23 protein-coding genes and 4 pseudogenes are annotated in these 25068 nt (G+C 67.6%); 7 read left to right on the plus strand and 20 right to left on the minus strand.

Features of this window, described 5'->3' with window-relative positions; genetic code table 11:
• Window positions 1-24: 24 nt before the first annotated feature.
• Window positions 25-1035, minus strand: a complete 1011-nt coding sequence (locus ACOQFS_RS13255) for a helix-turn-helix transcriptional regulator (protein ID WP_421563331.1) — start codon at window positions 1033-1035, stop codon at window positions 25-27.
• Between the two features lie 129 nt (window positions 1036-1164).
• Between ACOQFS_RS13255 and ACOQFS_RS13260 the strand changes: the two genes are divergently transcribed.
• Both ACOQFS_RS13260 and ACOQFS_RS13265 read left to right on the plus strand, forming a co-directional pair.
• The gene (locus ACOQFS_RS13260) at window positions 1165-1911 is read left to right on the plus strand and encodes an NIPSNAP family protein (RefSeq protein WP_421563332.1); all 747 of its coding nucleotides are present in this window, start codon (window positions 1165-1167) and stop codon (window positions 1909-1911) included.
• A 53-nt stretch (window positions 1912-1964) separates the two neighbouring features.
• Window positions 1965-2507, plus strand: a complete 543-nt coding sequence (locus tag ACOQFS_RS13265) for a hypothetical protein (protein WP_421563333.1) — start codon at window positions 1965-1967, stop codon at window positions 2505-2507.
• 37 nt (window positions 2508-2544) lie between these two features.
• Here the strand turns inward: ACOQFS_RS13265 and ACOQFS_RS13270 are convergent, their stop codons facing one another.
• From ACOQFS_RS13270 to ACOQFS_RS13320, 11 genes and pseudogenes are all read right to left on the minus strand, one after another.
• Entirely contained in the window at window positions 2545-2874 is a 330-nt protein-coding gene (locus ACOQFS_RS13270; RefSeq protein ID WP_421563334.1) for a VCBS domain-containing protein, read from the minus strand.
• A 113-nt stretch (window positions 2875-2987) separates the two neighbouring features.
• On the minus strand, window positions 2988-4091 hold the full coding sequence (locus tag ACOQFS_RS13275) for an SDR family oxidoreductase (RefSeq protein WP_421563335.1): 1104 nt from the start codon (window positions 4089-4091) through the stop codon (window positions 2988-2990).
• A 467-nt stretch (window positions 4092-4558) separates the two neighbouring features.
• Window positions 4559-5164, minus strand: coding sequence for an exopolysaccharide biosynthesis protein (locus ACOQFS_RS13280; RefSeq protein ID WP_421563336.1), 606 nt, complete (start codon window positions 5162-5164; stop codon window positions 4559-4561).
• 190 nt (window positions 5165-5354) lie between these two features.
• Window positions 5355-5871 (minus strand): annotated as a pseudogene (locus ACOQFS_RS13285) (SDR family oxidoreductase); the annotation flags it as partial.
• A gap of 253 nt (window positions 5872-6124) precedes the next feature.
• Window positions 6125-6697, minus strand: a complete 573-nt coding sequence (locus ACOQFS_RS13290) for a DUF1439 domain-containing protein (protein WP_421563337.1) — start codon at window positions 6695-6697, stop codon at window positions 6125-6127.
• A 257-nt stretch (window positions 6698-6954) separates the two neighbouring features.
• On the minus strand, window positions 6955-7206 hold the full coding sequence (locus tag ACOQFS_RS13295; RefSeq protein ID WP_409827808.1) for a hypothetical protein: 252 nt from the start codon (window positions 7204-7206) through the stop codon (window positions 6955-6957).
• Between the two features lie 21 nt (window positions 7207-7227).
• Window positions 7228-8031, minus strand: coding sequence for a tRNA-uridine aminocarboxypropyltransferase (locus ACOQFS_RS13300; RefSeq protein WP_421563338.1), 804 nt, complete (start codon window positions 8029-8031; stop codon window positions 7228-7230).
• Window positions 8024-8629 (minus strand): methyltransferase domain-containing protein, encoded by a 606-nt coding sequence (locus ACOQFS_RS13305; RefSeq protein WP_421563339.1) that lies wholly within the window; start codon window positions 8627-8629, stop codon window positions 8024-8026. The genes ACOQFS_RS13300 and ACOQFS_RS13305 overlap by 8 nt, the downstream gene beginning before the upstream one ends.
• Before the next feature lie 87 nt (window positions 8630-8716).
• On the minus strand, window positions 8717-9982 hold the full coding sequence (locus tag ACOQFS_RS13310) for an osmoprotectant NAGGN system M42 family peptidase (protein WP_421563340.1): 1266 nt from the start codon (window positions 9980-9982) through the stop codon (window positions 8717-8719).
• Window positions 9979-11733 carry an N-acetylglutaminylglutamine synthetase gene (gene ngg, locus ACOQFS_RS13315; RefSeq protein ID WP_421563341.1) on the minus strand — a complete coding sequence of 585 codons (1755 nt, stop codon included), beginning with the start codon at window positions 11731-11733 and terminating at the stop codon, window positions 9979-9981. The genes ACOQFS_RS13310 and ngg overlap by 4 nt, the downstream gene beginning before the upstream one ends.
• Window positions 11734-11744: 11 nt before the next feature.
• Window positions 11745-13520: an N-acetylglutaminylglutamine amidotransferase gene (locus ACOQFS_RS13320; protein ID WP_421563342.1), complete on the minus strand. Its 1776-nt coding sequence runs from the start codon at window positions 13518-13520 to the stop codon at window positions 11745-11747.
• A 605-nt stretch (window positions 13521-14125) separates the two neighbouring features.
• Here ACOQFS_RS13320 and ACOQFS_RS13325 point away from each other — a divergent pair.
• Window positions 14126-15397: a helix-turn-helix domain-containing protein gene (locus ACOQFS_RS13325; protein ID WP_421563343.1), complete on the plus strand. Its 1272-nt coding sequence runs from the start codon at window positions 14126-14128 to the stop codon at window positions 15395-15397.
• A gap of 72 nt (window positions 15398-15469) precedes the next feature.
• A complete protein-coding gene (locus tag ACOQFS_RS13330) occupies window positions 15470-16234 on the plus strand; it encodes a hypothetical protein (protein ID WP_421563344.1) in 765 nt (254 codons plus the stop codon).
• Between the two features lie 43 nt (window positions 16235-16277).
• Here ACOQFS_RS13330 and ACOQFS_RS13335 read toward each other — a convergent pair whose 3' ends face one another.
• Window positions 16278-16670 (minus strand): VOC family protein, encoded by a 393-nt coding sequence (locus ACOQFS_RS13335; RefSeq protein WP_421563345.1) that lies wholly within the window; start codon window positions 16668-16670, stop codon window positions 16278-16280.
• A gap of 191 nt (window positions 16671-16861) precedes the next feature.
• Here ACOQFS_RS13335 and ACOQFS_RS13340 point away from each other — a divergent pair, with 191 nt between their 5' ends.
• Window positions 16862-17482, plus strand: a complete 621-nt coding sequence (locus ACOQFS_RS13340) for a flavin reductase family protein (RefSeq protein WP_421563346.1) — start codon at window positions 16862-16864, stop codon at window positions 17480-17482.
• A gap of 123 nt (window positions 17483-17605) precedes the next feature.
• On the opposite strand, the gene ACOQFS_RS13345 is transcribed toward ACOQFS_RS13340, so the two are convergent.
• Window positions 17606-19027 (minus strand): DUF2130 domain-containing protein, encoded by a 1422-nt coding sequence (locus ACOQFS_RS13345; RefSeq protein ID WP_421563347.1) that lies wholly within the window; start codon window positions 19025-19027, stop codon window positions 17606-17608.
• A gap of 196 nt (window positions 19028-19223) precedes the next feature.
• Here ACOQFS_RS13345 and ACOQFS_RS13350 point away from each other — a divergent pair, with 196 nt between their 5' ends.
• A complete protein-coding gene (locus ACOQFS_RS13350) occupies window positions 19224-20165 on the plus strand; it encodes a GSU2403 family nucleotidyltransferase fold protein (RefSeq protein ID WP_421563348.1) in 942 nt (313 codons plus the stop codon).
• 172 nt (window positions 20166-20337) lie between these two features.
• On the opposite strand, the gene fosX is transcribed toward ACOQFS_RS13350, so the two are convergent.
• Window positions 20338-20754 carry a FosX/FosE/FosI family fosfomycin resistance hydrolase gene (gene fosX / locus ACOQFS_RS13355; RefSeq protein WP_421563349.1) on the minus strand — a complete coding sequence of 139 codons (417 nt, stop codon included), beginning with the start codon at window positions 20752-20754 and terminating at the stop codon, window positions 20338-20340.
• 198 nt (window positions 20755-20952) lie between these two features.
• Between fosX and ACOQFS_RS13360 the strand changes: the two are divergent.
• Window positions 20953-21756 (plus strand): annotated as a pseudogene (locus tag ACOQFS_RS13360) (MFS transporter); the annotation flags it as partial.
• Window positions 21757-22009: 253 nt separating this feature from the next.
• On the opposite strand, the pseudogene ACOQFS_RS13365 reads toward ACOQFS_RS13360, so the two are convergent.
• The 5 genes and pseudogenes from ACOQFS_RS13365 to ACOQFS_RS13385 form a co-directional block, all read right to left on the minus strand.
• Window positions 22010-22123, minus strand: a pseudogene (locus tag ACOQFS_RS13365) (IS5/IS1182 family transposase); the annotation flags it as partial.
• A gap of 107 nt (window positions 22124-22230) precedes the next feature.
• Window positions 22231-22569: pseudogene (locus tag ACOQFS_RS13370) on the minus strand (HU family DNA-binding protein); the annotation flags it as partial.
• A 43-nt stretch (window positions 22570-22612) separates the two neighbouring features.
• A complete protein-coding gene (locus tag ACOQFS_RS13375; RefSeq protein ID WP_260669001.1) occupies window positions 22613-23293 on the minus strand; it encodes a DNA/RNA non-specific endonuclease in 681 nt (226 codons plus the stop codon).
• A gap of 412 nt (window positions 23294-23705) precedes the next feature.
• Window positions 23706-24155, minus strand: coding sequence for an HNH endonuclease (locus ACOQFS_RS13380; protein ID WP_082759142.1), 450 nt, complete (start codon window positions 24153-24155; stop codon window positions 23706-23708).
• Between the two features lie 188 nt (window positions 24156-24343).
• Window positions 24344-25042 (minus strand): SOS response-associated peptidase, encoded by a 699-nt coding sequence (locus ACOQFS_RS13385; RefSeq protein ID WP_066786906.1) that lies wholly within the window; start codon window positions 25040-25042, stop codon window positions 24344-24346.
• Window positions 25043-25068: the final 26 nt, after the last annotated feature.

Consider the following 25068-nt stretch of genomic DNA (forward strand, 5'->3'; position numbering starts at 1 on the left):
CGCTTATCCATCAAGCGCTGACAGCTATCTTTTAGGTAGCACATTGAGCCCATACAGCTGCGCCGTGGCCTGCAGCCGCTGCACCAGCGCGCGGCGCAGCGCGGCGGGCCGCTGCACCTCCACCTGGGGCGACAGCCGCAGAAGCTGTCCGCAGGCGTGCTCCACCGATTCGATGGGCATGCGCACCGCCACGCGCCCGTCCGGGCGCCGCGATGCGGGCGCGGCGGCCACCGCGCGCGCCACGGCGCTGCCCAGTGCGCGCAGGCCCTTGAGGCCGGCTGGCGTGGCCAGCACCACGGCCTCGGCGGTGAAGATCTCGGCCTCGAACCGCGCGATGGACGCGGCCCAGTATTGCGGCAGGTCAAACCGCGCCGGGCGGCGCACGGGCGTGGGCAAGGCCGTTGCCGCGCGGATGCTGGCCACGCGGTAGGTGCGCGGCGCGGCCTTCGCCTTCGCCTCGGCGCCCGTCCCCGCAGCCAGCGCCACCAGGTACCACACCCCCGCCTTGAGCACCAGGCCCAGCGGGCTCACGGTGCGCTCCACCGTGTCGGTCCAGCTCTCGTAGCGCAGGCGAACCTGGTGGCCGCTCCACACGGCGGCGGCCACGGTGGCGAGGTGGGGCGTGGGCTCGGTGTCGCGGTACCAGTCCACCGGGTCCAGGTGCAGGCGGGCGCTTACGCGCTGGGCGTCGTCGCGCCACGCTGCGGGCAGCGCCGCCAGCAGCTTGAGCTGCGCCCCTTGCACGTCGCTGCCCAGGCCCAGGTCGCGCGCGGGGCCGGGCAGGCCGCTCAAGAAAACGGCCTGCGCCTCGCCGGGCGTGAGGCCAGTGAGCGTGGTCTTCCAGCCCGGCAGCAGCGCGAAGCCGCCGTGGCGCCCGCGCTCGGCGTAGATGGGCACGCCTGCGGCGCTGAGCTGGTCCACGTCGCGGTACAGCGTGCGCACCGACACCTCCAGCGCTTCGGCCAACGCCTGCGCGCTCATGCGGCCGCGGGTCTCCAGCAGCATCTGAAGCGAAAGCAGGCGGCTGGCGCGCATGGGGTGGAAAGCGGGAAGGTGGCGGAAGAACGAAATGCCAACGATAGCCCAAATACCTGCCATGGGTTGGCAGGATTTGCTTTGCACACTGCGGGCTTCTTCAACACTGCTCCCACCCAAGGATTCCCCATGCCTGCCCACCACACCGACCCCTGCCCCATCGTCGAGCTGCGCCAGTACACCCTGCACCCCGGCCAGCGCGATGGGCTCATCGATCTGTTCGACCGCGAGTTCGTGGAGACGCAAGAGGCCCATGGCATGCGCGTGCTGGGCCAGTTCCGCGACCTGGATGCGCCCGACCGCTTTGTGTGGCTGCGCGGTTTTGCCGACATGGCGGCGCGGCACCGTGCGCTCGCGCGCTTCTATGGCGGCCCCGTGTGGGCCGCCCACCGCGATGCGGCCAACGCCACCATGGTCGACTCCGACAACGTGCTGCTGCTGCGCCCCGCGTGGCCCGGCGCCACCGCCGCGCTGCCGCAGCACACGCGCCCCGCCGCCGGCACCGATGCCGCGCTGCAGCCCGCGGGTGGCGTGGTGGACGCCACCGTGTTCCACCTGCGCGAGCCCGCCACCCCCGCACTGCTCGACTTTTGCCGCCACCGCATGGCGCCCGTGCTGCAGCGGGGCGGCGCGCTGCAGCAGGCCTGGTACTGCACGGAGGAGAGCCCCAACACCTTTGCGCGCCTGCCCGTGCGCGAAGGCGAGCCTGTGCTGCTGGGCCTGGCCCTGTTCCGCGATGCGGCGGCCCTGCAGGCCTTTGCGGACAGCGGGGCCTGGGCCCGGCAGGTGGCCGCAGACCTGGCCCCGTGGCTGTCGCCGCGCGCGCCCGAGGTGCTGCGGCTGCAGACCACCGGCCGGTCCGCGCTGCGCGCTTGATCTTGGCTGGCCCCACCCATTTTTGTTCGTCTCCTTGACTCCACGGAGCCCCCATGCCCACGCCCCATCTCATTCCCATCCCTTCGCCCGCAGCGGCCACCGGCCCCGCACACGACTTCGACTTCCTGATGGGCCCCTGGCACATCCGCAACACCCGCCTGGTGCGGCGCCTGGCAGGCTGCAACGACTGGGAGGTGTTTGACGCGACCGGCAGCGCGCGCGCCCTGCCCGGCGGCATCGGCAACTGCGACGACTTCACGCCGCTCGCCTGGAACGCGGGCTTTGTGGGCATGTCGCTGCGCGTCTTCAGCCCCGCCACGCAGCGCTGGAGCATCTACTGGCTGGACAACGCCACCGGTGGCCTGGACGCCACGGGCTGCCTGCGGCCGCCCGTGGTGGGCGGTTTTGCCGACGGCGTAGGCCGCTTTGAAGGCGAAGAGCTGTTCGAAGGCCGCACCGTGCGGGTGCGCTTTGAATGGACGGGCATGCACACGCCCACGCCGCGCTGGCAGCAGGCGTTTTCAGACGATGGCGGCGCGCACTGGGAGGTGAACTGGGTGATGGACTTCACACGGCCGCTGCGCGCGCCGGCATGAGACGGGAAGGCAGCTTGGCCGTGCGCGTGCCCGCCGTTCAGAGTACGCCGGGCTTGAGCAGCACGGCCCGCTGCGCCGCTGCCGCCAGGTCGGGGCGCCCGGCCCCGCCCAGGTCTTCCAGCGCGGTGAACTGCCCGTCCATGAACAAAAAGGTGGTGGTGCGGGCGATGTGGTCCAGCGCCTCGTCGGCCGAGCCCAGCGCGCTGCCGGTGGACTGGTCCCCGTCCAGCCGGTAGGACCAGCTTCCGTCGCCCTCCTGCGCGAGCTGCCCCAGGTCCACCAGCTTGCCACGCACGTTGCTGGCCAGCACCCTGCCGCGCAAGGCATACAGCGTGAACGGCACACCCGCAGGCTCGTGTGCCGCCATGGCAGCGGGCGAAGAGTGTGAGCGGACGGATCGGTCAAAGGCCACGGGAGCGCTCCTGAAAGCGGGGGTGTTGAAAGGCTGTGGATGGGGCAGGCTTGTGATGGGGGGATCGCTCAAGGCGCCTTGCCGTCGCGCGCCCCGGCTGCGGGGTAGCGCGCAGGCGCGGGCCGCTGCTGGCGTGCGGCCCAGGCCCCCAGCACCAGTCCGAAGGCCCCCAGCGCCGCCGCTCGGGCCAGCGTGTGCTGCAGAGACCTGCGCTGCCCGCCGTCCACCGCCGTGCTGCGCGAAGGGGCGAACAGGTTGCCATCGGATGGCCGGGCCGGGCCGGCCATGTGCAGGGCCTTCTCGGTGGCCCAGCGCAGAAAGGCGCCCATTGCCTGCGGTGCCACCGCCTGGGCCACGCGCGCCGGTGCTGCTGCGGCGCCCACCCAGGTCGTGGCGCGCGGCTGCGGCGCCTGCGCCAGCCCCACCACGGCGTCGGCCACCCGGCGGGGGTCGAGCATGGGCAGGGGCGGGTCGATGTTGCGCCCGGTGTAGTTGGCCACGTGCGACAGGCCAGGGGTGTCGACCACCGTAGGCGCCACGTCGCACACATGGATGCCGGGCAGGTGGGCCACTTCGGCACGCAACGCGGCCGACAGCCCGCGCAGCCCGAACTTGCTGGCAGTGTAGGCCGCGGCAAAGGGCGTGGGGATCCAGCCACCTGCCGAGACCAGGTTGATGAGACGCCCCTGGCCCTGCGCGCGGAACTGGCGCAGCGCTGCGTGCGCGCCATACAGATGCCCCAGCAGATTGGCCTCCACCACGCGGCGGTGCGCAGCCACGGGTGTCTGGTGGAACTCTCCCAGGGCGCCCACGCCCACGCAGTTCACCCACACGTCGATGCGCCCGTGGTGGCCCACGGCGGTGCGGGCCAGACGGTCCACGGCGTCGGCATCGGTCACGTCGGTGGGCACGGCCAGCGCGGCGCTGGCGCCCTCCGCCCGGCAGGCCTTGGCCACGGGGGCCAGCGTGTCGGCATTGCGCGCCGCCAGCACCAGGCGAGCGCCGGTGCGCGCCAGCGCAAGCGCAGTGGCATGCCCGATGCCGCTGGAGGCGCCCGTCACCACCACCACCAAAGGTGACGGGGGCGCACTGGAGGCCGCATGGGAGGGCGCGTCGGAGGGCGAAGCAGTGGTCGGTGTCGGGGTGTGGCGGGTGGGAAACATGGACAGCATCACGGTGTGGGGTACGCACAAGCCGGTACGGCAGCGGTCAGCGGGTAACGGGATGGCGGGGCAGTGGGGATGCGCCCCGCCGGCTCGGGCCGGCACCATTTGCGGGCGGGCGGCTGCGGCAGCTGCAGCACAGGCACGCACATCCTGCCGTTGTAGTGCCCGCCGCGCCTTGCCGGTGTAGGACGGGCCCGCAATACGCGGATTGCCCCCCAAGGCCGCAGATGCACCGGCAGCCGGTCGGACCGCCAGGTTTGAGCCGCAAGGGGTCGTTTTCCCGCCCATGGCGTGGCTTCCGGAAACCCCTAGGGATGTCCTGCATAACCCTCGCGAGTGCGTGATAGTGCAGATCGGGATGGGCCGCAAGGCGCCTTTTTGCAGCCAATAGCGCGGCTATTGGCAAAAAAAGCAACGTAGAGGACCGCCCGAGACGCGCTATCTCGGACCGCAGGGAGTTGTGCAGGACATCCCTAGACCATCAGCGAAACCGACAGCCCTACCGCACCGCACGCCAGGACCGACGCCACGATCATCAGCAGGCCGTCGCGCACCATCAGCGCCACACCAAACAGCGCGATCGCGGCCATCGGCGCCGAGCTGGCAAACGGCAGCAACTCCAGCGGCGGAACCAGCGCCGCCAGCGCCAGGCAGGCCAGGGCCGCCACCCGCACCGCAGGGCCGAGGGTCAGCAGCTGCAGGCGGCCGTGAAACCACTGATCCATGCGACGCGCCGTGGGCCGCAATGCCCGGGCCACGCGCAGCACCTGGCGCGCGCCGAGGGTGCGCGCAGCCACCCAGGCGGGCACCCAGAGGCGGCGGCGCCCCCACAGCATCTGCAAGGCAAACAGCGCGACGATGGCTGCGAGCACCGTGGGCACACCGGGTATGCCCCCCAGCGGGGACAGCTCGATGAGCGCCGGAATGACGAGGAGCGGGCCATAGCTGCGCGTGCCGACCACGTCGATCAATTCGCCCACGGACACCGCCTCACGCTGGCGGCCGAGCGACTCAAAACAATCCAGCAGATCGCCCAGAGACTCGGGGCGGGCGGGGACAGGCGCAACAGCAACGGACATGGGCGGGATGGAAGGTTCAAGTGGCAGCGGAATACGCATGGCAGCGGCACAACGATGGCACCGCGGGGGAGGCCCCAGCGTGCCGCCGCGTCTGTCCCCCTCCTGGCGGACGACACCCCAAGCGTACGTGCGGCAGGCGCTGACACCGGTGACGGACGCCATGGCAGGGCCCGCCCTCGCCACACCCCTCCTAGGCCGCGAAGCCGCCATCCATCAGCAAGCTCGCCCCGGTCACCATGCCGGACTCAGGCCCGGCCAGGTAGGCCACCATGCCCGCGATCTCATCCGGGTGGGCATGGCGGTCCAGCGCCATCAGGCCGTGCATGTCGCCCGCCATGCGCCGTCTGCCGGGTTCATGTCGGTGTTCACGGGGCCGGGCTGCACGTTGTTCACCGTGATGCCGCGCGGCCCAGGTCGCGCGCGAGGCCCTTGGTCAGGCCCACGATGGCGGCCTTGCTCATGCCATAGACGCTGAAGCCGGGCCACGGCGCGCGCTGGGCGTTGGCGCTGCCGATGGTGATGACGCGGCCACAGGCGCCGCCCTGGGCCATGTGGCGCACGGCGGCCTGCGTGGCGACGAACACGGCGCGCACGTTCACGTTCAGCGTGTGGTCGAAGTCGGCCAGCGCAAAGCCGTCGATCTCGCCCATCGCCGCCACCATCGCGTTGTTCTCCAGGATGTCGATGCGGCCCAGTCCCCTGCACGCCGTCCGCGAGCCGGTTTGCTGCGGTGCGGCGGGTGGCGGCAGAACCGAAGGAGCGCAGGGCGGTCCTGCCTCCCTCTCCCCTTGCGGGAGAGGGTCGGGCAGAGGGGCCTGAGCGGGACGTTGTGCCTCATCACCCCCTCTCCCCAGCCCTCTCCCGCAAGGGGAGAGGGAGTGACAGCCAACACCAGGGCGATCAAAAACGAACGCGACCTGCAACAACCGGAGTGAGCGTTCCATTGAACGCGCAGCGCGCCTACGGCTTGCGCACAAACGCCACCTCCAGCCCCCTGGCCGTGACGGTGACGGGCCCGGGCTGCAGGCCCAGGCCATCGAACACCGCCGTGTCCTGCGGGCGCAGCTGGTGCAGCGTGACTTCGCGCAGGGCCTGCTCGGCCAGCACCGGGCCGTAGGCGTTGAGCAGCTCGGTCACGGCAGGCTTGAGGGTGGGAAAGTCCAGCCGCCCCAGCCGGATCTGGTGCGCGCGCAGCGTGCGGTCGCTGGCCTCGTAGCGCAGCGCAAACTCCACATCAAAGGTGCCGCTGTGGCTGCGCCGCAGCGCGACGCCCGCCGCGTCCACGGCCATGGTGGCACCCAGGCGGTTCACCTCGGGCAGCAGGCGCAACTGGGGCGCCTGCAGGGTCAGGTCGAACAGGCCCTGCACCGGCACGTTGCGCGGGAACCTGGCGGCCACCATCTCCTGCAATTGCGCCAGCGGAACCGTGTAGCTGGGCTGAGCCAGCGCGCCGCACCCCATGAACAGGGCGATGCCCGCGAGGGCGATGCTGCGGTGGACGGCGGCGGTCAGGAATTGGCGGCGATGGGGCATGGAGGTATGTCCGGAGTGGCGCAGTGCGATGGGACACGCTTTGCAGAAAAAGGTGCCTCGCGACGTCGGCAGGCCGCAGGCAAGCCGTACCGCCCGCGCCCACCGCCGAGTGCACCGGCACTCCCTCTCCCCTCGCGGGAGCGGGCTGGAGAGAGGGGCCGTCCTACTGACAGCCGCCTGCCACACGGTAAATATCAAGCCAAAAACGCCCCCAACGCTTACCTATCAAGCGCTGGCAGCTATCTTTTTTGATCTACTCAACGCCCCACGACCGCCCAGCCCGCCTGCTGGTTGGTCTTGTCGTTCTCGTACTCCCAGGCCGTGCCACAGCGGTCGCACACATAGCGGGTGAAGGTCACGGGGCCGTGGTCGCGGTCTTCCTTGCGGCTGCCGCGCTGCACCAGCTCGGCATGGCCCGGGGCCTTGCGCCAGTTGCGCTGGATGCCCTGGCAGGGCTCGCACAGGGCCATGGGTTGAAGTTCTCTTTGGCGGGCCAGGTCTTTGGTCATGGGGGGGGCTGGGCGGATGCGCTAGGGGATGCGCGGGGCCGCTACTGTACGGCAAGCCCCAGGAGTCTGCGTAGCAGAAAAAGCATCGGCTGCCGCGCAGACTTCCAGCCGCAGGTGCGTGGGGTCATCGGCCGCCACGGGCAGCTGGTGTTTGGACTGCAGGTAGTGGTGGGTGAACACGTCGAGGTAGGCATCCAGCGTGCTGGCCGCGCGCGGCTCGCCCGCCAGCTCCAGGCACAGCGAGGCGACTTCGGCGGTGCAGAAATGGTCGTCGCGGCGCGAGCGGCGCAGCTGGTAGCGCGAGATCTGCTCGCTTTGCAGGCTCAGCACCGGAAAGCGGTCGAGGTATGGGCTTTTGCGGAACATCTTGCGCGCCTCGGGCCAGGTGGCGTCCAGCAGGATGAACAAGGGGCGTTTGCCCTCCCCCTTCTCCACCTGCGTGACCACGCGCCCGGGCTCTGCAAACTCGCCGGGGAACACCACAACCGGCTGCCACTGCGGGTCCGCCAGCAGCGCCAGCAGGCCCGGCTGCACCTCGGTGCGCGCCCAGCCAAAGGCAAAGGTGTCGGCCACCACATCGGCAATCAGCCAGCCGGTGTTGCTGGGCTTGAGCGGCTCGATGTCGGCCATCAGCAGGCACATGCCTGCCCGAGTGGGCACCACCGGGCGCAGCGCGCAGATGCAGTGGCTGGGCACCAGGCGGCAGCCCGCGCAGCGCTCGCCCTTGGGGCCGCCGCGCGCCAGAAAGGGCTTGGCACTGCGGGCCAGGCGCTCGCTGCGCAGGCGCGACACGGCGTGGGGCGCGGCGGCCGCGTGCTCACCCATCCACATGCTCCAGCGCAAACAACGGCACCTCGGCCCGGCGGCTCAGCCACAGGCCGCCGCCCAGTTCCACGGCGCCCTGCTGCAAGCCACGCCGGTACAGATCCGCCCGGTGGCGGAACACGCGGTTGTCGGTCAGGTCTTCGTCGATGATGCCCTGCTCGTAGTCCTCGCGCGAGACGGCCTCGACATACAGCGCGCCTTTGGAGAGGCGCCCCAGGTTGTGCAACGCGGACTTCAGGTCGGGCGGGCTGAGGTAGGGCAGCACGCCCTGGCAGATCACGAAATCAAACGGCTCGTCGGCCACATGGTCCACCACCGAGCCCTGCTGCCAGCCAAACTTTTCGCACAGGTAGGGGCTGAACTCCACGCCCTGGTAGCTGGCCGCAGGAAAGTGCTGCGCCACGATGTCCTTCCACAGCCCGATGCCGCAGCCCACGTCCAGCACGCGGTGCACCGGCACGCGCAGGTACTTGAGGTAGCTGCACACAAAGGTGCCCAGGCGCTCCATGTGCTGCGGGTCCACCACGCTGGTCTTCTTGTCGAAGTAGAAGCGCTGGTAATACGCCTCGTCAAAGATTGCTGCACTTGCTGATTTCACGCGTTCCATCCTTTTGCCTGCACCGGGCCGACCATCCACCGCGCGGCCCCGCGCCGCAGGGCATTGCCTGCGGGCGGCGAGTATGGCTCAGATGCCCTCTGCGGGATTTTCAGCGGCCAGAAAGCCCTCGGGGTCGGGCAGCGGCGTGACGGGCACCAGCATGTCGCCAGGGCGCAGCTGCTCGGTGAACCCTTCGAGCGACCCCATCGACTTGCGGTCGCGCGCAGCCACGGGGCTCGACAGCATGTAGGCGGCGCTCAGCTGCGCCAGGGCCATCAGCGCGTCGCGGTGCGTGCGCTCGTGCGCGTGCGAGGCATCGGCGCCAAAGCCGATGAGCGCGGTGCGGATGTCGTTGCCCGCCTCCACGGCCGCGGCCGAGTCGGAACGGTAGAACTTGAACACGTCCCTGCGGTGGGCGATGCCGTGCAGCTGCGCCAGGCCCACCAGCTTGTGCGTGAGGTGGTAGTCGAAGGGGCCCGACATGTCCTGAAAGCAGATGGTGGCGGCATGCTCGTCGGTGTTCTGCCCGGGCGCGGCAATCGCGATGTCCAGGCTCACCATCTCGGCAATGTCGCCATGCAGCGCCGCCGACGAGCCCGAACCCACCTCTTCGGTGATGGTGAAAAGCGGGTGCGCATCCACCGGCAGCGGCAGGCCGCTGTCGACCAGCGCCTTGCACGCGGCCAGCAGGGCCGCCACGGCGGCCTTGTCGTCCAGATAGCGGGACGTCATGTAGCCATTGGGCAGGATCTCCAGCTGCGGGTCGAACGCGATCCAGTCGCCCACATGGATGCCGGCATCCTGCAGGTCCTGCGCAGTGCGCGACTCCACATCCACCCGCACTTCCACGTGTTCCCAATCCGAGGGCTGCGTGTCCACCTCGGCGCCAAACGCGTGGCCCGAGGTCTTGAGCGGCAGGCAGGTGCCGCGCAGCTGGCCCGTGTCGGTGAACACCGTGAGGCGCCCGCCCTCGGCAAACCGCGACGACCAGTGCCCGATGGGCACCACGCCCAGGCGGCCGTTGGGCTTGAGCTCGCGCACCATGGCGCCCAGCGTGTCGAGGTGGGCCACCACGGCGCGCGCAGGGCGCGCCTCACGGCCACGCAAGGTGGCGCGGATGGCGCCGCGGCGCGTGATCTCGTACGGAATGCCGATGGCATCCAGCCGCCCCGCCACATAGCGCACCACGCCATCGGTCAGCCCCACGGGGCTGGGGATGGCCATCAGCTGCAGCAGCGTTTCCTCCAGAAACGCCGGGTCGATGGGCGGCAGCAGGGCCACCGGGTGATTCGGGTCCAGCACGGCGGGCACCTTCTGGGTTGCAACAGGGGTCAGGGATGGGTCCAGGGTCATGGCGTGGTTTCCTCCAGGCGGGTGCGCGGGAACAGCAGGTCGACAAACCGCTGCACGGTGGGCTGTGGCTCGTGGTTGGCCAGGCCCGGGCGCTCGTTGGCTTCAATGATCACGTAGTCGGGCCCGTCGACGGCGGGCACCAGAAAGTCCAGCCCGGTGACGGGAATGTCGAGCACCCGGCTGGCGTGTTCGGCGGCAGATCGCAGCGTGGGGTGCAGCTGCGCGGTCACGTCGTGGATCGTGCCGCCGGTGTGCAGGTTGGCCGTCTTGCGCACGGCCAGCGCCTGGTCTGCCGGCAGCACGTCACCCAGCGCGAAACCTTGCGACGCCAGGCAGCGCCGGGTTTCGGCATCCACGGGGATGCGCGACTCGCCACCCGTGGCAGCGGCGCGCCTGCGGCTTTGCTTCTCGATCAGGCTGGCGATGGTGGATCGGCCATCGCCCACCACCTGCGCCGGGCGCCGGATGGCCGCGGCCACCACCTGGTGGTCGATGACCACGACGCGCAGGTCCTGCCCTTCGCAGAACTGCTCCAGCAGCACGCGGTCGTCGTGCTGGTGCGCGGCCTCAATGGCCGCTTCCATCTCGTCGGCCGAGGTGATGTTGACGCTGATGCCCTTGCCCTGCTCGCTGTCCACCGGCTTGACGACGATGGCCCCGTGCTGGCGCAAAAACTCTGCGTTGTGCTCGCTGTCGCCCGCCAGGGCTTGCTGCGGCACCTGCAGGCCTGCGCGCTGCAGCAGGCGCACGGTCACGTGCTTGTCGGCACAGCGGCTCATGGCCACCGCGCTGGTCAGCTCGGTCAGCGACTCGCGGCAGGTCACGCTGCGCCCGCCGTGGCTGAGCTTGAAGTAGCCATGCTCCGCATCGATCACGTCGACCAGAATGCCGCGCCGCTGCGCCTCGTCCAGAATGATGCGGGCATAAGGGTTCAGCCCCGCCTCGTCGCTGTGCGGCGGGCCGGTGAACAGCGGCTGGTTGATGGCGTTGCGGTGCTTGACCGCAAACACCTGGACGTTCTGGAACCCGAGCTTGGTGTAGAGGGCGATGGCGGACTGGTTGTCGTGCATCACCGACAGGTCCATGTAGGCCCGCCCCCGCGCATGGAAGTACTCGGCCAGGTACCGCGTGAGCGCCTCGCCAATGCCCGGGTGCGCGGCCTGCGGTGCCACCGCCAGCGCCCACAGGCTCGCGCCGGGGTTGGCGTCGCCAAAGGCCTCGGCATGGTCCAGCCCCATGGCCACGCCCAGCACCTCGCCGCTGATCCGGTCTTCAGCCAGCACATACACGGTGCGGCGGTCGGCGCGCGAACCCCACACGCGCTGCGGGTCCACGGGCACCATGCGGCGGCTGCGGTAGATGGCGTTGACGGCGGCGAGGTCCGAGCGCGTGCGCAGGCGCCGCACGGTAAAACCGCGCCGCACCGCCCGCGCGGGCTGGTAGCTGTTGAGCATGAGCCGGAAGGCCTCGGAGGGATCGACAAACAGCTGCTGCGGCGCCTGCGCCACGACCACGTGCGGCTTGTCGAGGTAAAACGCGATGTCCCGGTCGCCCGGGCGCTCCTGCAGCAGCTCGGCAGCGATGTCTGCGGGGTCGGCAAAGGTGTGCCCGGCAATCAGGCGTCCCCAGCCGCAGTCCACCACGGCGTTGGCCGCCGATTCGGGGCGCACCATGGTGCGCAAGCCCTCGGCCTGGGGAATGGGCTTGCGGGCGAGGCGCAGGGCGCGTTGTGCGTGCTTGCGTGTCTTCACGGCGTCCTCCTTCATGCGGGTACGTGGGTTTGCAGCCATTGCTCCAGCAGGCCCAGCTGCCAGAGCTTGGAGCCGCGCAGGGGCGTGATGTGGCCGCCCGGGTCGGCCAGCAGCTGGTCGACGTAGTCCTGGCGGAACAGGCCGCGCTCGCGGGCGGCGCGGCCGCACAATGCGTCGCGCACATTGGCCAGCACATCGCCCTGCAGGTACTTCAGGCCCGGCACCGGAAAGTAGCCCTTGGGCCGGTCGATCACGGCGCTGGGGATCACCTGGCGCGCCGCTTCCTTCAGGATGCCCTTGCCGCCCCCGGCGAGCTTGTGGCGTGCGGGGATGCGCGCGGCCAGCTCCACCAGTTCATGGTCCAGGAACGGCACGCGGGCTTCCAGGCCAAACGCCATGGTCATGTTGTCCACCCGCTTCACGGGGTCGTCCACCAGCATCACCGTGGTGTCCATGCGCAGGGCTTTCTCGACCGGGTCGGGCGCGCCCGGCGCGGCAAACTGCGCGTCCACAAAGGCGGCCGACGCATCGCTGGTGAGGTAGCGGTCCTGCACGGTGCGGCGGTATTCGCCGTGGTCGCGGTCGCGAAACGCCTCCAGGTAGTCGGGCACCGGCTGGGTGCTGTCCTGCAGCTTCGGATACCAGTGGTAGCCGCCAAACACCTCGTCGGCGCCCTGCCCGCTTTGCACCACCTTGCTGTGGCGCGAGACGGCCTCGGACAGCAGGTAGAACCCGATGCAGTCGTGGCTGACCATGGGCTCGCTCATGGCGCGGATCGCTTCGGGCAGGCGGCGCAGCAATTGCGCCTCGGGCACGAAGATGCGTTCGTGCACGGTGCCAAAGCGCTGCGCCACGATGTCGGCGTATTCGAACTCGTTGCCCTTTTCTCCGCCCACATCCTCAAAGCCCACGTTGTAGGTGCGCAGCCCCTGCACGCCGGCCTCCACCATCAGGCCCACGATCAGGCTCGAATCCACACCACCCGACAGCAGAGCGCCCACCGGCACGTCGCCCACCAGGCGGCGGCGCACCGACTGGCGCAGGGCATCCAGCAGGATGTCCTTCCAGTCGTCAAACGAACGGTTTTCGGCCTCGGCATCGCGGGCGTAGCTGAGCGACCAGTAGGGGGTCTCCGTGCGCTGGCCGTCCGGCGCGATGTGCATCAGCGTGCCCGGTGCGAGCTTGCGCACTCCGTTGAGCATGGTGTAAGGGGCCGGCACCACGGCATGGAACGACAGGTAGTGGTGCAGGCCCACGGGGTCGATGGAGGTGTCGATGCCGCCGCCCGCCAGCAGCGCGGGCAGGGTGGACGCGAACCGCAGGCCGCCGGGCACCTCGGCGTAGTACAGCGGCTTGATGCCCAGGCGGTCGCGCCCCAGCAGCACCTGGCCGGTGTCGCGGGACCACAGAGCAAACGCGAACATGCCGTTGAGCCGCTCCACGAACCGGGCGCCCCAGGCGTGGTACGCCTTGAGCAGCACCTCGGTGTCGCCGTGCGAATAGAAGACGTAGCCCTTGGCCTGCAGCTCCCGCCGCAGGTCGGCGTGGTTGTAGATGGCGCCGTTGAACACCACGCCCAGGCCCAGCAGCGGGTCCACCATGGGCTGCTGCGCGGCGTCGGTCAGGTCCATGATCTTGAGGCGCCGGTGGCCAAAGCCGCGCTCGGGCGTGGCCACCATGCCGAAGCTGTCGGGGCCCCGGCGGGTCTGGTGTTGCGTCATGCGCTCCAGCGCGGCAATATCCAGCGCTACGCCATCAAATCGAATTTCTCCCGCCAAACCGCACATGGGCCATTTCCTCCAGTGAGTTCCGCGTCTCCCGTTGAATAATCATCCAGACGTGAAATGGCATGCCCGATGAATATCGGGCTTGGCATTAATCTGGCGGGAAAAGCGGCAGGTGCACAACCGCAAAAAGCCAGGGATGTCCTGCATAATCCTCGCGAGTGCGTGGTAGTGCGGATCGGGATGGGCCGCAAGGCGTCTTTTTGCAGCCAATAGCCCGGCTATTGGCAAGAAAAGCAACGCAGCGGACCGCCCGAGCCCGCGCTATCACGGACCGCAGGGAGTTATGCAGGCCATCCCCATGACTGGCAGGGCGCCAGCCATTCAGGGAAAATACCCTGGTAAACCCGGCAGCCCGAAGAGAGATACTCCGGCGCTGTGGGCAGCTAGTGGCAGCTATTGAGTGCACACAGGTGTTAAAAGAAGCTGCTATTGTAACCCGCAGGCATTAGCAAGTCAACCCACCCCGAATAACTCCCCATGGTCAAGCATATTTCAGCGCATTACTCGCGGGCATTTCGGCGATATGTCGGCAGTGCATGGAAGGCGGTTTCCGAATATGCCGCCCGTCACGGGCGCGCCGCCGGGCGGCTGCACGATCGCCGCACATGGACTCGCTGATCTCCGCCGCCGCCCGGGCGCTGGCGGCGGGCGACGCGCTCACTGCCCTGCAGCGCGTGGCCTTGCGCGACGACCCGCCCGCGCTGGCCCTGCGCGGCACTGCCATGGCCCAGTTGGGCGAACACCCGCGCGCCCGCGCCTTGTTGCGCCGGGCCGCACGCGGCTTTGGCGCGCATGAGAGCGTGGCCCGCGCCCGCTGCGTGGTGGCCGAGGCCGAGGTGGCCCTGGCCCAGCGCGACCTGGGCGGCCAGGGGCTGGCGCCGCTGATGGCGGCCGCCCGCACGCTGCACGCCCACGGCGATCTGGCCAACGCCCAGCAGGCCCGGCTGGTGGCCGCGAGGCGGCTGGTATTGCTGGGGCGCCTGGCAGAAGCCGCGGAGGTGCTGGCGGCCCCGCCTGGCGAGGGCGCGGCACCCGCCCACGCGGCCACCCCACTGCACGCGCTGCACGCACTGCACGCACCGTTGGCCGCCGTGGAGGCGCTGACGCGCGCCGAGCTGGCGCTGCGCGCCCTGCACATCGACGCCGCCCACGCCGCCCTGGAGCAGGCCCGCCAGGCCGCCATGCGCGCCGGTGTGCCTGCCCTGCAGGCGGAGGCAACCCAGGCAGCCGCGCTGCTGGCCCAGCCTGCAGCGCGCCTGCTGGCGCCGCAGGGCGAACGGACGCTGCGGCTGGCGGAAGTGGCGGCCCTGCGCGCATCGGCCCACACGCTGGTGGTGGACGCGTGCCGCCACGCCGTGCAGGCGGGCGATGCCGCGTTGGCGCTGGCCCGCCGCCCGGTGCTGTTTGCGCTGGTGCGCGCGCTGGCCCAGGCGTGGCCCGGCGATGCGGGCCGCGAGGCGCTGATCGCCGCCGTGTTCCGCACGCGCCACCCGGACGAGACGCACCGCGCCCGGCTGCGCGTGGAGATAGGGCGCCTGCGCCGGCACATCGCGGGGCTGGCGGGTGTGGAGGCGACGGCGCGCGGGTTTGTGCTGCGCCCCCACTGCGGGCGCACCGTGGCGCTGTTGGTGCCGCCGGTGGATGGCGAGCCCGGCGCGCTGCTGGCGCTGCTGGCCGACGGCGCGGCCTGGTCGACATCGGCCCTGGCGCTGGCGCTGGGCGAAAGCCAGCGCAACGTGCAGCGCGCGCTGGCCGACCTGGAAGCCACGGGCCGGGTGCGCGCCACCGGCCAGGCCCGCGCACGCCGCTGGGTGGCCGCGCCACTGCTGGGATTCACGACGATCTTGTTACTCCCCACCGTGCAGCCGAATCCCTAAAGTGGCCGCACCGCCCACCGCACCCCATCTTCAGCGTGCAACGGGCATTCCTTCCTGACTGGAGCGTTAGACATGTCTGCCACCCCACAGCAAACATCCGCCCGTGACACGGCCTGCAACACTGCCCGAGACACCGCCTGTGGCAGCCAGCTGGGCGACACGGCCGCATCCCTGCTGCATCTGCCCGTCGCACAGCGCGGCCCCGCCGAGGTCGTGCGCGAATACGGCCCCTTCAACGGCGCCAGCACCGTTCACGGCGTGACGCACGACGGCCAGCGCGTGTGGGCGGCCACGGGCGAACAGCTGGTGGGGTTTGACCCCGCCAGCGGCGCCACCACCCACACGCTGGGCGTGGTGTGCGACGCCGGCACGGCGTTTGACGGCAAGCACTTCTATCAGATCGCCGAGGCGCGCATCGACAAGATCGACCCGGCCACGGGCCAGGTGCTGGCCAGCATTCCGGCGCCGGGCGGCGGCAACGACTCGGGCCTCACCTGGGCCGAAGGCAGCCTGTGGGTGGGCCAGTACCGTGACCGCAAGATCCACCAGATCGACCCCGCCACGGGCGCCATCCGCCGCACCATCGAATCCAACCGCTTCGTCACCGGCGTGACCTGGGTGGACGGCGAGCTGTGGCACGGCACCTGGGAGGGTGACGAAAGCAGCCTGCGCCACATCGACCCCCAGAGCGGCGCCGTGCTGCAGCAGCTGGACATGCCCGCAGGCGTGGGGGTGAGCGGGCTCGAATCCGACGGGGCAGGCCTCTTCTACTGCGGCGGCGGAGGCAGCGGCAAGGTGCGCGCGGTGCTGCGCCCCGGCGCCCGCAGGGCCGCCTGAAGATCAGAAACGTGAGGGTGCGCTGCGCCTGCCGCCTCGGCCATCACGCCGCCGGCTTGGGCGGGCGGTGCAGCGCGCAGATCTTGTTGCCGTCGGGGTCGCGCAGGTAAGCCAGATACAGCTTGCCGCCGGCCGACGCCTCGCGCCAGCCCGGCGGGTCTTCGCAGGTGGTGCCGCCGTTGGCCACGCCCGCGGCATGAAACACGTCCGCCTGCTCGGGCGACTGCATGGCAAAGCCGATGGTGCCGCCATTGCCAAAGGTGGCGGGCTCGCCGTTGATGGGCGTGGTGATGCCGAAGGTGCCCGTGGGGCTGCGATAGAAGTACCGGTTGTTGTTGGCCACCCCGGGCGCCACGCCCAGTGCGCCGAGCAGCGCGTCATAAAACTTCTTGGACCGCTCCAGGTCGTTCACGCCGACCATCACATGACTGAACATAGCTTCTTGTCTCCGTAGTGCCCCGATCGGGGCGTTGGTTGATTAGCCCGGGCATGTTACCGGTGCGCCGCGCCCCGCCATGCGCGCTGGCGACACCGCGTCTTCCGTAGCCTTGCCTGCATCGTTGGATAAGCTTTGAGGTAAAAATGCCTTCCAGCGCTTACCCATCAAGCGCTGAGAGCTATCAAATCATGAGCAACAATACCCCGCAGCACCCGCCCGACAGCGCCCTCCTCCCGCACATCGCCACAGTCCCGCTCGACAAGGCCTACCGCCTGCTCAACCACGGCCCCACCGTGCTGGTGTCGGCCGCGCATGCGGGCCAGCACAACGTGATGGCCGCCGCCTGGGCCTGCGCGCTGGACTTTGCGCCGCCCAAGATCACGGTGGTGCTGGACAAGGCCACGCGCACGCGCGAGCTGGTCGAGGCCAGCGGCATGTTTGCCCTGCAACTGCCCACCGTGCCCCAGGCCGCCATGACCGTAGGCATCGGCACCGACAGCGCCAAGACCGTGCCCGACAAGCTGCAGCGCCATGGCGTGGCCCTGTTCGCGGCGCCCGGCCAGCCTGCACAGACCACGCCCCCGCTGGTGCAAGGCTGCGCCGCCTGGCTGCTGTGCCGCGTGATCCCCGAGCCGCACAACCAGCAGGCCTATGACCTCTTCATCGGTGAAGTGGTGGCCGCCTGGGCCGACGACCGGGTGTTTCGCAACGGGCACTGGGAGTTCGACACCGCGCCGGATGACCTGCGCACGCTGCACTACGTGGCGGGTGGGCAGTTCTATGCCACGGGGGCGTCGGTGAAGGTGTGAGTTGGCACAGTGGCCTGGGGATCTGCAGAATTCGATCCAAATCAGCCTTCAGCGCTTACTGGATATGCGCCGACAGCTATAAAAACAGGAGTTCCCACCCCACACGAAGGGGCACCCACCGGCTCACTCCTCGCCCAAAAGCCCCGCCTGCCTGGCCTCCGCAAACTTGGCCGCCATCGTCGGGTTGCCGCGGGTCAGCTTCTTGATCGTCAGGTCTTCGGCCTTGTCGTTGGCCAGGCGCAGGTTGTTGGCTGACTTGTGCAGCGCTTCCTTGGTTTTCTCCAGGTCCTTGATGGCCTCGTCAATGCGCTTGACGGCCTCCTCGAACCCGTCTGACGCCAGCCGCCAGTTGCGCCCAAACGCGCCCTTGAACTCCTCCAGCTGCGATTCAAACTTGGTGATGTCCAGGTTCTGCGAGCGCACCGTCGCCAGCTCGGACTTGTACTTCAGCGAGTTCAACGCCGCATTGCGCAGCAGCGTGATCAGCGGCACAAAAAACTGCGGCCGCACCACATACATCTTGGGGTAGCGGTGCGACACATCGACGATGCCGCTGTTGTACAGCTCGCTCTCCGGCTCCAGCAGCGACACCAGCACCGCGTACTCGCACGCCTTCTCGGTGCGGTCCTTGTCCAGCTCTTTCAAGAAGTCTTCGTTCTTCTTTTTGGTGGCCGTCTCGTCGCTCTCGTTCTTCATCTCAAACATGATGGAAACGATCTCGGTGCCGTGCTCATCCGCCTCGCGAAAGATGTAGTCGCCCTTGCTGCCTGTGCGGGCGTCGTTGTCCTTGTCAAAGTGCGCGCGCTGGAAGGCCGCCGCACGGATGCGGTTGAACTCGATCTCGCAGTGCTGCTCCAGCGTCTCGCCCACCATCTTGGTCGATAGCCGCGCCTTCATGTCCCGCAGGCGCTCAATCTCGCCCTCGCGGTCGCGCAGTTGCAGGGCAAATTGCTCCTTGATGGCTTTCTCTTCCAGCTGGTTTTTGACGGTGATGAGGCTGAGCTCGCCCTTCAAGGCATCGCGCTCCTGGGCCACCACGCCCACGGCCTGGTTCACCGCCTCCGTCACCGCCAATTGGCGCGCCACATCGCTGGCCGCCAGTTGGGCTTGCAGGGCTTGAATCTCGGCGTCCTTCTTGGCAGCCTCGGCCTGCAGCGCGTGGGCCAGCTTGGCTTCGGCCAACTGGGCGGCAGCCTGCTGCGCGCTGCGCGCCTGGGCCAGCTCGTTCGCCAGCGCATCGCGCTCTTTGCTCACCGTGCCCAGGGCTTCGGTGACGGCCAGCTTGCGCTCCACCTCGCCCGCGTCCAGCTGGGCTTTCAGTGCCTGAATCTCGGTGTCTTTGGCCGCCGCCGCCTTTTGCAGCGCGTTGGTCACTTCGGCCTTGGCCAGGGCAATCGCGTCGCGCTTTTCCCGCTCGGCCAACTCAAGGCGCTCGTGCAAAGCTTGCTCAAACTCGCCATCGCGCACCTGCTTGAGGATGTCGGCATACCCCGCCTCGTCGATCTTGAAGGCTTTGCTGCAGTGGGGGCAGATGATTTCGTGCATGGCGGGTAGCGTGTGTGTCGTGTTTCGTTGGGGGGGAGCATAGCGCCGGGCTCGTCGCTGGGCGTTGCGAACAAGGCGACCGCACATCGCGTCCCGATGTCTAGCCAACCCATGAGGGCAGCACATAAAAATCATCTAAGGCATTGTTTTTATTAGCTTTTCGGTAAAAAATACAAAAATACCAAAATAGACCGAAATGCTCGAACTCAGCCCTGCCATCACCCGCCAGTACATCGACGCCGTGGCCGTGTTCGATGCGTTGGCCGAAGCCACCGAAGAAGCCGCCCAGGTGCGCGGCGGCATGTACTGGCACGCGGGGCCAGCGTCATCGCCCGAATCGAAATACCTGGTGCGCACCTCGCCCGCCGGGGCCGAAACCAGCCTCGGCCCCCGCACGCCCGAGACTCAGGCCATCTACGACAAATTCATGCAACGAAAGCATTCCAGCGCCGAGCGGCTCACCGGCCTGAAAGCCGCGCTAGATCAGCAACAGCGCATGAACCGCGCCCTTCGGGTCGGCAGGGTAGACCCGCTGGTGGTGGCGCTGCTCAACCGCCTGGCCAGCACCCACCTGAGCGAGCACTTCCGCGTGGTGGGCACCCATGCCCTGTATGCCTACGAAGCCGCCGCCGGCGTGCGGCTGGAGGCCGACGCCCTCGCCACCCGCGACATTGACCTGCTGTGGGACACCCGCAAACGCATCACCTTCTCCACCCAGCTCGCCCGGGTAGACAGCTCCATGCTGGGGGTGCTGAAAAAAGTGGACCCCACCTTTCGCATCAGGCAGGGCCAAAAGTACACCGCAGTGAACAAAGACGGCTTTGAGGTAGACATCATCCGCCGCGAGCGCACCGACGACGACCCCCACCCCATCAAGCTCAGCGACGCCGACGATGACTTCTGGGTGGCCCAGGCCCGCCGCGCCAGCGTACTGCTGGACTCACCGGGGTTCTCTGCCGTCATCGTCGCCACCAACGGCACCATGGCCCGCATGAACACGGTGCACCCGGCCACGTTTGTGGCGTTCAAGCGGTGGATGGCGGGGCAGCCTGACCGCGACCCGCTGAAGCGGCGGCGGGATGTGTTGCAGGCCGATGCGGCGCAGGTGCTGCTGGAGCAGTATTTGCCGCAGGTCTGAGTATTAAATCGGCCTCTAGCGCAATCAGGATAAGCGCAAACAGCTACGAAAAGCGTAGCAAATAAACGCTTCTACATCCGCATTTGGCTCGCTTTGCAGCGTTATTCACCGCACAAAATGCGGCGAAGAACACCGCACTCCCAAGCCAACCCTCTGCTGCACCACACCACACCTACCCCTGCGCATACCGCGCCAGCCGCTGCGCCAGCGTGCCGGCGTGCAGCTCAAACAGGTGGTTGTCAAAGTCGTAAAAGTACAGCGACTGCCCCTCGCCCTCCACCCGTGGGCGGGGCGGCTTCACCTCGGCCCCCAGCGCCCTCAGCCGCGCCTCGCAGGTGGGCAAGTCTTCGTCGGCCACGGCAAAGGCGACATGGCGATAGCTGCGCTCTGATGGTGGCTCGCCTTCCATGAACGCCAGCCACAGCCCACCCAGAAGCACAAACTTTTCACGCGAGAGGGAGAAGTTGCGGCCCTGGCTGTCGTACACCTCTTGTGCGCCCAGGGCTTCGCAGAACAGGCGGGCAGTGCGGTCTACATCGCGGACGATGAAGGTGAGGTGACTTAGGCCGAGGATGGGAGATGTGGACATGGATGGAAGTCGAATCGCTCAATCGTTAGCGCGGCAGGTCAGAGGGTGAAACGAAATTGAAATCTTGCGCTTATCTAGTAATCTCTAAATGCTATAAAAATCATATCAATCGACCAAACTCATTCTTGCGACTTGCGACCTGCGAGCACTGGCACGGCCCTGCAAGGCTCTGCGGTGCCGTCAGGTAAATTGCCCCGCATGCCGAGCGCCTCTTCACCCTTCGCGGCCGTCGCCCCCGCACCCCTCATCGACTCCCGCCAGGCCGCGTGGCGCCTGCTGACCACGCTGGGGCTCGTCGTCCTGGGTAACAGCAGCATGTATGTGGTGTCGGTGGTGCTGCCCGCCGTGCAGGCCGAGTTTGGCGTGGGCCGTGCCGATGCGTCGCTGCCCTACACGATGATGATGGTGTGCCTGGGGCTGGGCGGCATCTGGACCGGGCGCATGGCCGACCGGCATGGGCTGATGCCGGTGCTGTGCCTGGGGGCGGTGGCGGTGTGTGGCGGCTTTGTGTGGGCGGGGCTGTCGGGCAGCATTTGGGGGTTTGGGCTGGCCCATGGGTTGATGGGGCTGATTGGTGCATCGGCCACGTTTGCGCCGCTGATGGCCGACACCGCGCTGTGGTGGAACAAGCGGCGCGGCATTGCGGTGGCGATCTGCGCCAGCGGCAACTACATTGCGGGCGCGCTGTGGCCGCCCATCGTGCAGCACGGTATCGAGCTGATCGGCTGGCGCCACACCTATGTGCTGCTGGGGCTGGTGTGTGGCGTGGGCATGCTGCTGCTGGCACTGCGCATGCGCCAGCGCGCACCCATGGTGCAGATTGATGCAGCATCGGTTGCGATGACACCGGTCGCGTCGGGTGCCGCGCCCTTGCCGTTGCGGCTTAACCGCAGCCGCCCGTTTGGACTGCGCCCGTTGCATGCGCAGTTGCTGCTGTGTGTGGCGGGTGTGGCCTGCTGCGTGGCCATGGCGATGCCGCATGGCGTTATGGAATGTGTCAACGGTATTTTTGAAATTTTTCCCAAGAAGAATTGCTCAAATACTTCAACCATGGGGTACTCTGGTGTTCTCAACGTCGAATGGATCGCGTTGCTCTAAGGATGTCCTGAATAACTCGGATTCGTGAGTGCTACAAGTCCGATGTTTTCAGATGAGGCGATGGATGCCGTTTTGGCAGCACTTGAGCCTTGTTTTGCGGCCCCATTTCGGGGCGCTTGCACCGCTTTCGCGGCCCCTTGCCTGTTTTCAGGCGCACTCATCCCTGCGCCCCCAGCAATTGGTGGCGCACCATCCACAGATTGGACAGCGCAAACAGCGTCTTGAGCTGCAGCGTGTTCTTCTTCAGCCCCCGGTAGCGCACCTTGGTGTATCTGGTGCACAGCCGGTGTCGCAATCCTTCTGCGCCCCCCAAAAACAAAACCGCCAGCGGCAAGAGCCTGTGGCGGTTTGTTTTGGTAGCGACCGAGAACGCTGTACTTACTTCCCAGCCTTGTCCGCCTTGCGCTTGGCAGCCTTGGGGTCCACCACCGCCTTGAACTTCGCACCCGCCACAAACTTCGGCACCGTGCTCGCAGGGATCTTGAGCGCAGCACCAGTCGATGGGTTCTTGCCCGTGCGTGCTGCACGCTTGGCGGACTTGAAGGTGCCAAAGCCCACCAGCTGAACGGCGTCGCCCTTCTTGACGGCGGTCTGGATGGTGTCGATCAGCGTTTCCAGCACCGCATTGGCTGCGGCCTTGGACAGATCATTCTTGGAAGCCAGGATTTCAACGAGTTCTGCGCGGTTCATGGATGCTCGCGTGTAGAGGTTGGAAAGGACCGATTTATACCGCCGCCCCTGACACGGCTCTTGCTACCACTCAATGCTGCAGTGCACTTCTTGGCAAAAACTCCACTCCGGTTCTCTTCACCAGCTCCTGGTAGCTGATCGGCCGCCCCACCGTCTCGCCCTCGCGATTCTCCTGCCAATGCGCCCAGGCCTTGTTGGTCGTGGCGTCATAGACCAGCTTGTACAGATAGGTCGGCACCTTCACCCCATTGGCCCCAATACGTGGCCCCGCATCCGTGAACACCGGCCCCGTGATCACAAACACATCTCCCTTGGCCCGCTTCACATAGTGCCGCGTGTCCTGCTCGATCTTGTTCCAGGCGCCCCCGTTGTGCTGAGCGTTTTGGGGAACCATGTTCGCCAAGCTGAAGCTTTGCGCCATGGCCGTTGGCGTTGGCATATCTCCTGCAGGGGCCATGTGCCCACGGCTATAGCCTGAGTTTTTGTAATCCTCCAGCTCCGCCCGCTCGCCACTCGGGAGTCGCGCATCTGCAAAGAACCGCTTGGCCCGCTTCTCATCGGCATCCTCGATGAGCCTGCGGTTCAACCGCTGGGCCACAAACACCGGTGTCTTTGTGGCGCCAGAGTGCAGGACCGCAAAGGCTTCATAGCAAAGCTCGCGCAGCTGCGGCCGGGGCGTGATGGCGGGTGGCGCGCCGTTCGCAAAGAACTGCGGACACTGCGCAAAGGAGCTGGGCTCGGGTGTGAGCAGGGCTGTGCTGTCGAACTGCGGAGACCGCGCCCAGGAAAGATTCGGGAGAGCAACGCTGACGAGAGACAGGGCCAGCACAGCTGCCAGGCGCACACGGCCTGGCCAAGAGAGGAAGCGATTCACAGAAGAGGCATTCGAGTCGAATTTGACGGAGCCCGATTGGAGCACCGTTCACCTCTCGCTTCTGGCCCGAATGCTCGGATCCCGCAGGGTTTTACAGCTGCTTGCAGAGATGGAGTCCACTAACAGAGAGGGCCCCCCAAAGGGAGCCCGATCTGCCTGCCCGCCCCTGCGATTCAATTAATACTTCCCATGGCAGCAGCACCCGCACCGCGCGAAGTGCCACCGCCATGGAAGTCCCGCAACTGCTTTAATCCAACTCAAACAGTTGGTCTGCCAGATACGCAGGCATTCACAAGCCGCCTTGCGGGAACGCCTGCAGGTTCGTCAGTTTTGCTGAAGTCACGCTTGCCCTTGGTTTTGAAGGCTCGCCCACTCCGTAGGCGTTGGCTCGGAAAGCGGCAGCTATCGCGCTAACTGGGTGCCAACGGCCCTTTTTCATCAAGCTTTGCACCCGTTGCCGATATTTCTGTGGATTTGGCGCATTCTCCTCACGCCCTTTGTGTCGCCGAGTGTTGCACCACCAACATGCAGCAACGATGTTTTGTGCGGAATCGCGCCCTTGATCCTGGCGAGCAGTTAGATGCTCAGCCGTGCAACGAAGGTACTTTTGGAATTTAGGCTTGAGTTCTTTGGGCGTGAACTCAGGCAACGCAGGTTCGATCATTGCCAAACCGCAGTAGAAACAACGGCATTGTTGGATGAGCGCGGACTGGATACGGAGTTTGGCTATCTTGTTCATCTGGCACCAGGGGTAGTGTTGAAGCTACTCCCGTTGCCGATAGCCGGACAGGTCGGGCGCCGGGGCATCGCACCACTCGGCTATGCGCCAGGTAACCCGGACGCGGCCGGGTTCGCGTTAGCCCGGACACCCAATAATTTATATTGCTGCGTCCAGTCGGCGCAAGTACCGGCTGTTGCACGCATGCGTCATGCTGACTCAACAGGTAACTCGACTTGCTGTGCCGGGTCCTTCGCCCGATGCACAAACAGCTCCAGCGGCGGCACTTTGATCAGCGCCTCTGCCTGCTCGATGGTGCCGTGCAGCCAGGTATCCCAATCCCCCTTTTCCAGCGGCACCACCGTGCGCTTGTCCTGCTTGTCGGGCGCGCGCTTGGGGTCAGGCCGGTGCATCAGGTTGAGAACCGGCACGTCGTCGCAGTTCTGCGTGATCATGGTGTAGCTGGGCAGCACCTCACCCGTGGCCGGGTCGGTCCACTCGCTCCACAGGCCCGCCAGGCCCCAGGGCTCGCCATCGGCCCGCTCGAACTGCCAGGGGATGTGCTTCTTGGTCCCCCAGTAGGGTTCGACATACAACTGGGCGGGGATGATGCAGCGCTGCCCCTTGCGCCAAGGACCGCCGTAGGTCCATGACTTGGCCATCCCTTCGCGCCGAGCGTTGACGGTGCTCAGGCGCTTGCCGTCCTTGCCGGTGGGGATGTGTGTTTTGGAGTGCGGCGGGATCATGCCCCACTGGCCCACCACCAGCTCGCGCCCTACCGCCCCCTTTGCCCGCAGGAACGGCCCTCGGTACAGCGGACTCATCTTGTCGCGCCATTCCTCTTCGGGTACGTCGCCAAAGTGCAGCACCAGCTGCTCGCGGCCCGGGACCTCGTAGTAGGTACACATGGCAACATTCTGGCAGCAGGGAGCTA

It is taken from the genome of Paracidovorax sp. MALMAid1276 (genome assembly GCF_049198005.1).
Lineage (GTDB): Bacteria > Pseudomonadota > Gammaproteobacteria > Burkholderiales > Burkholderiaceae_C > Acidovorax.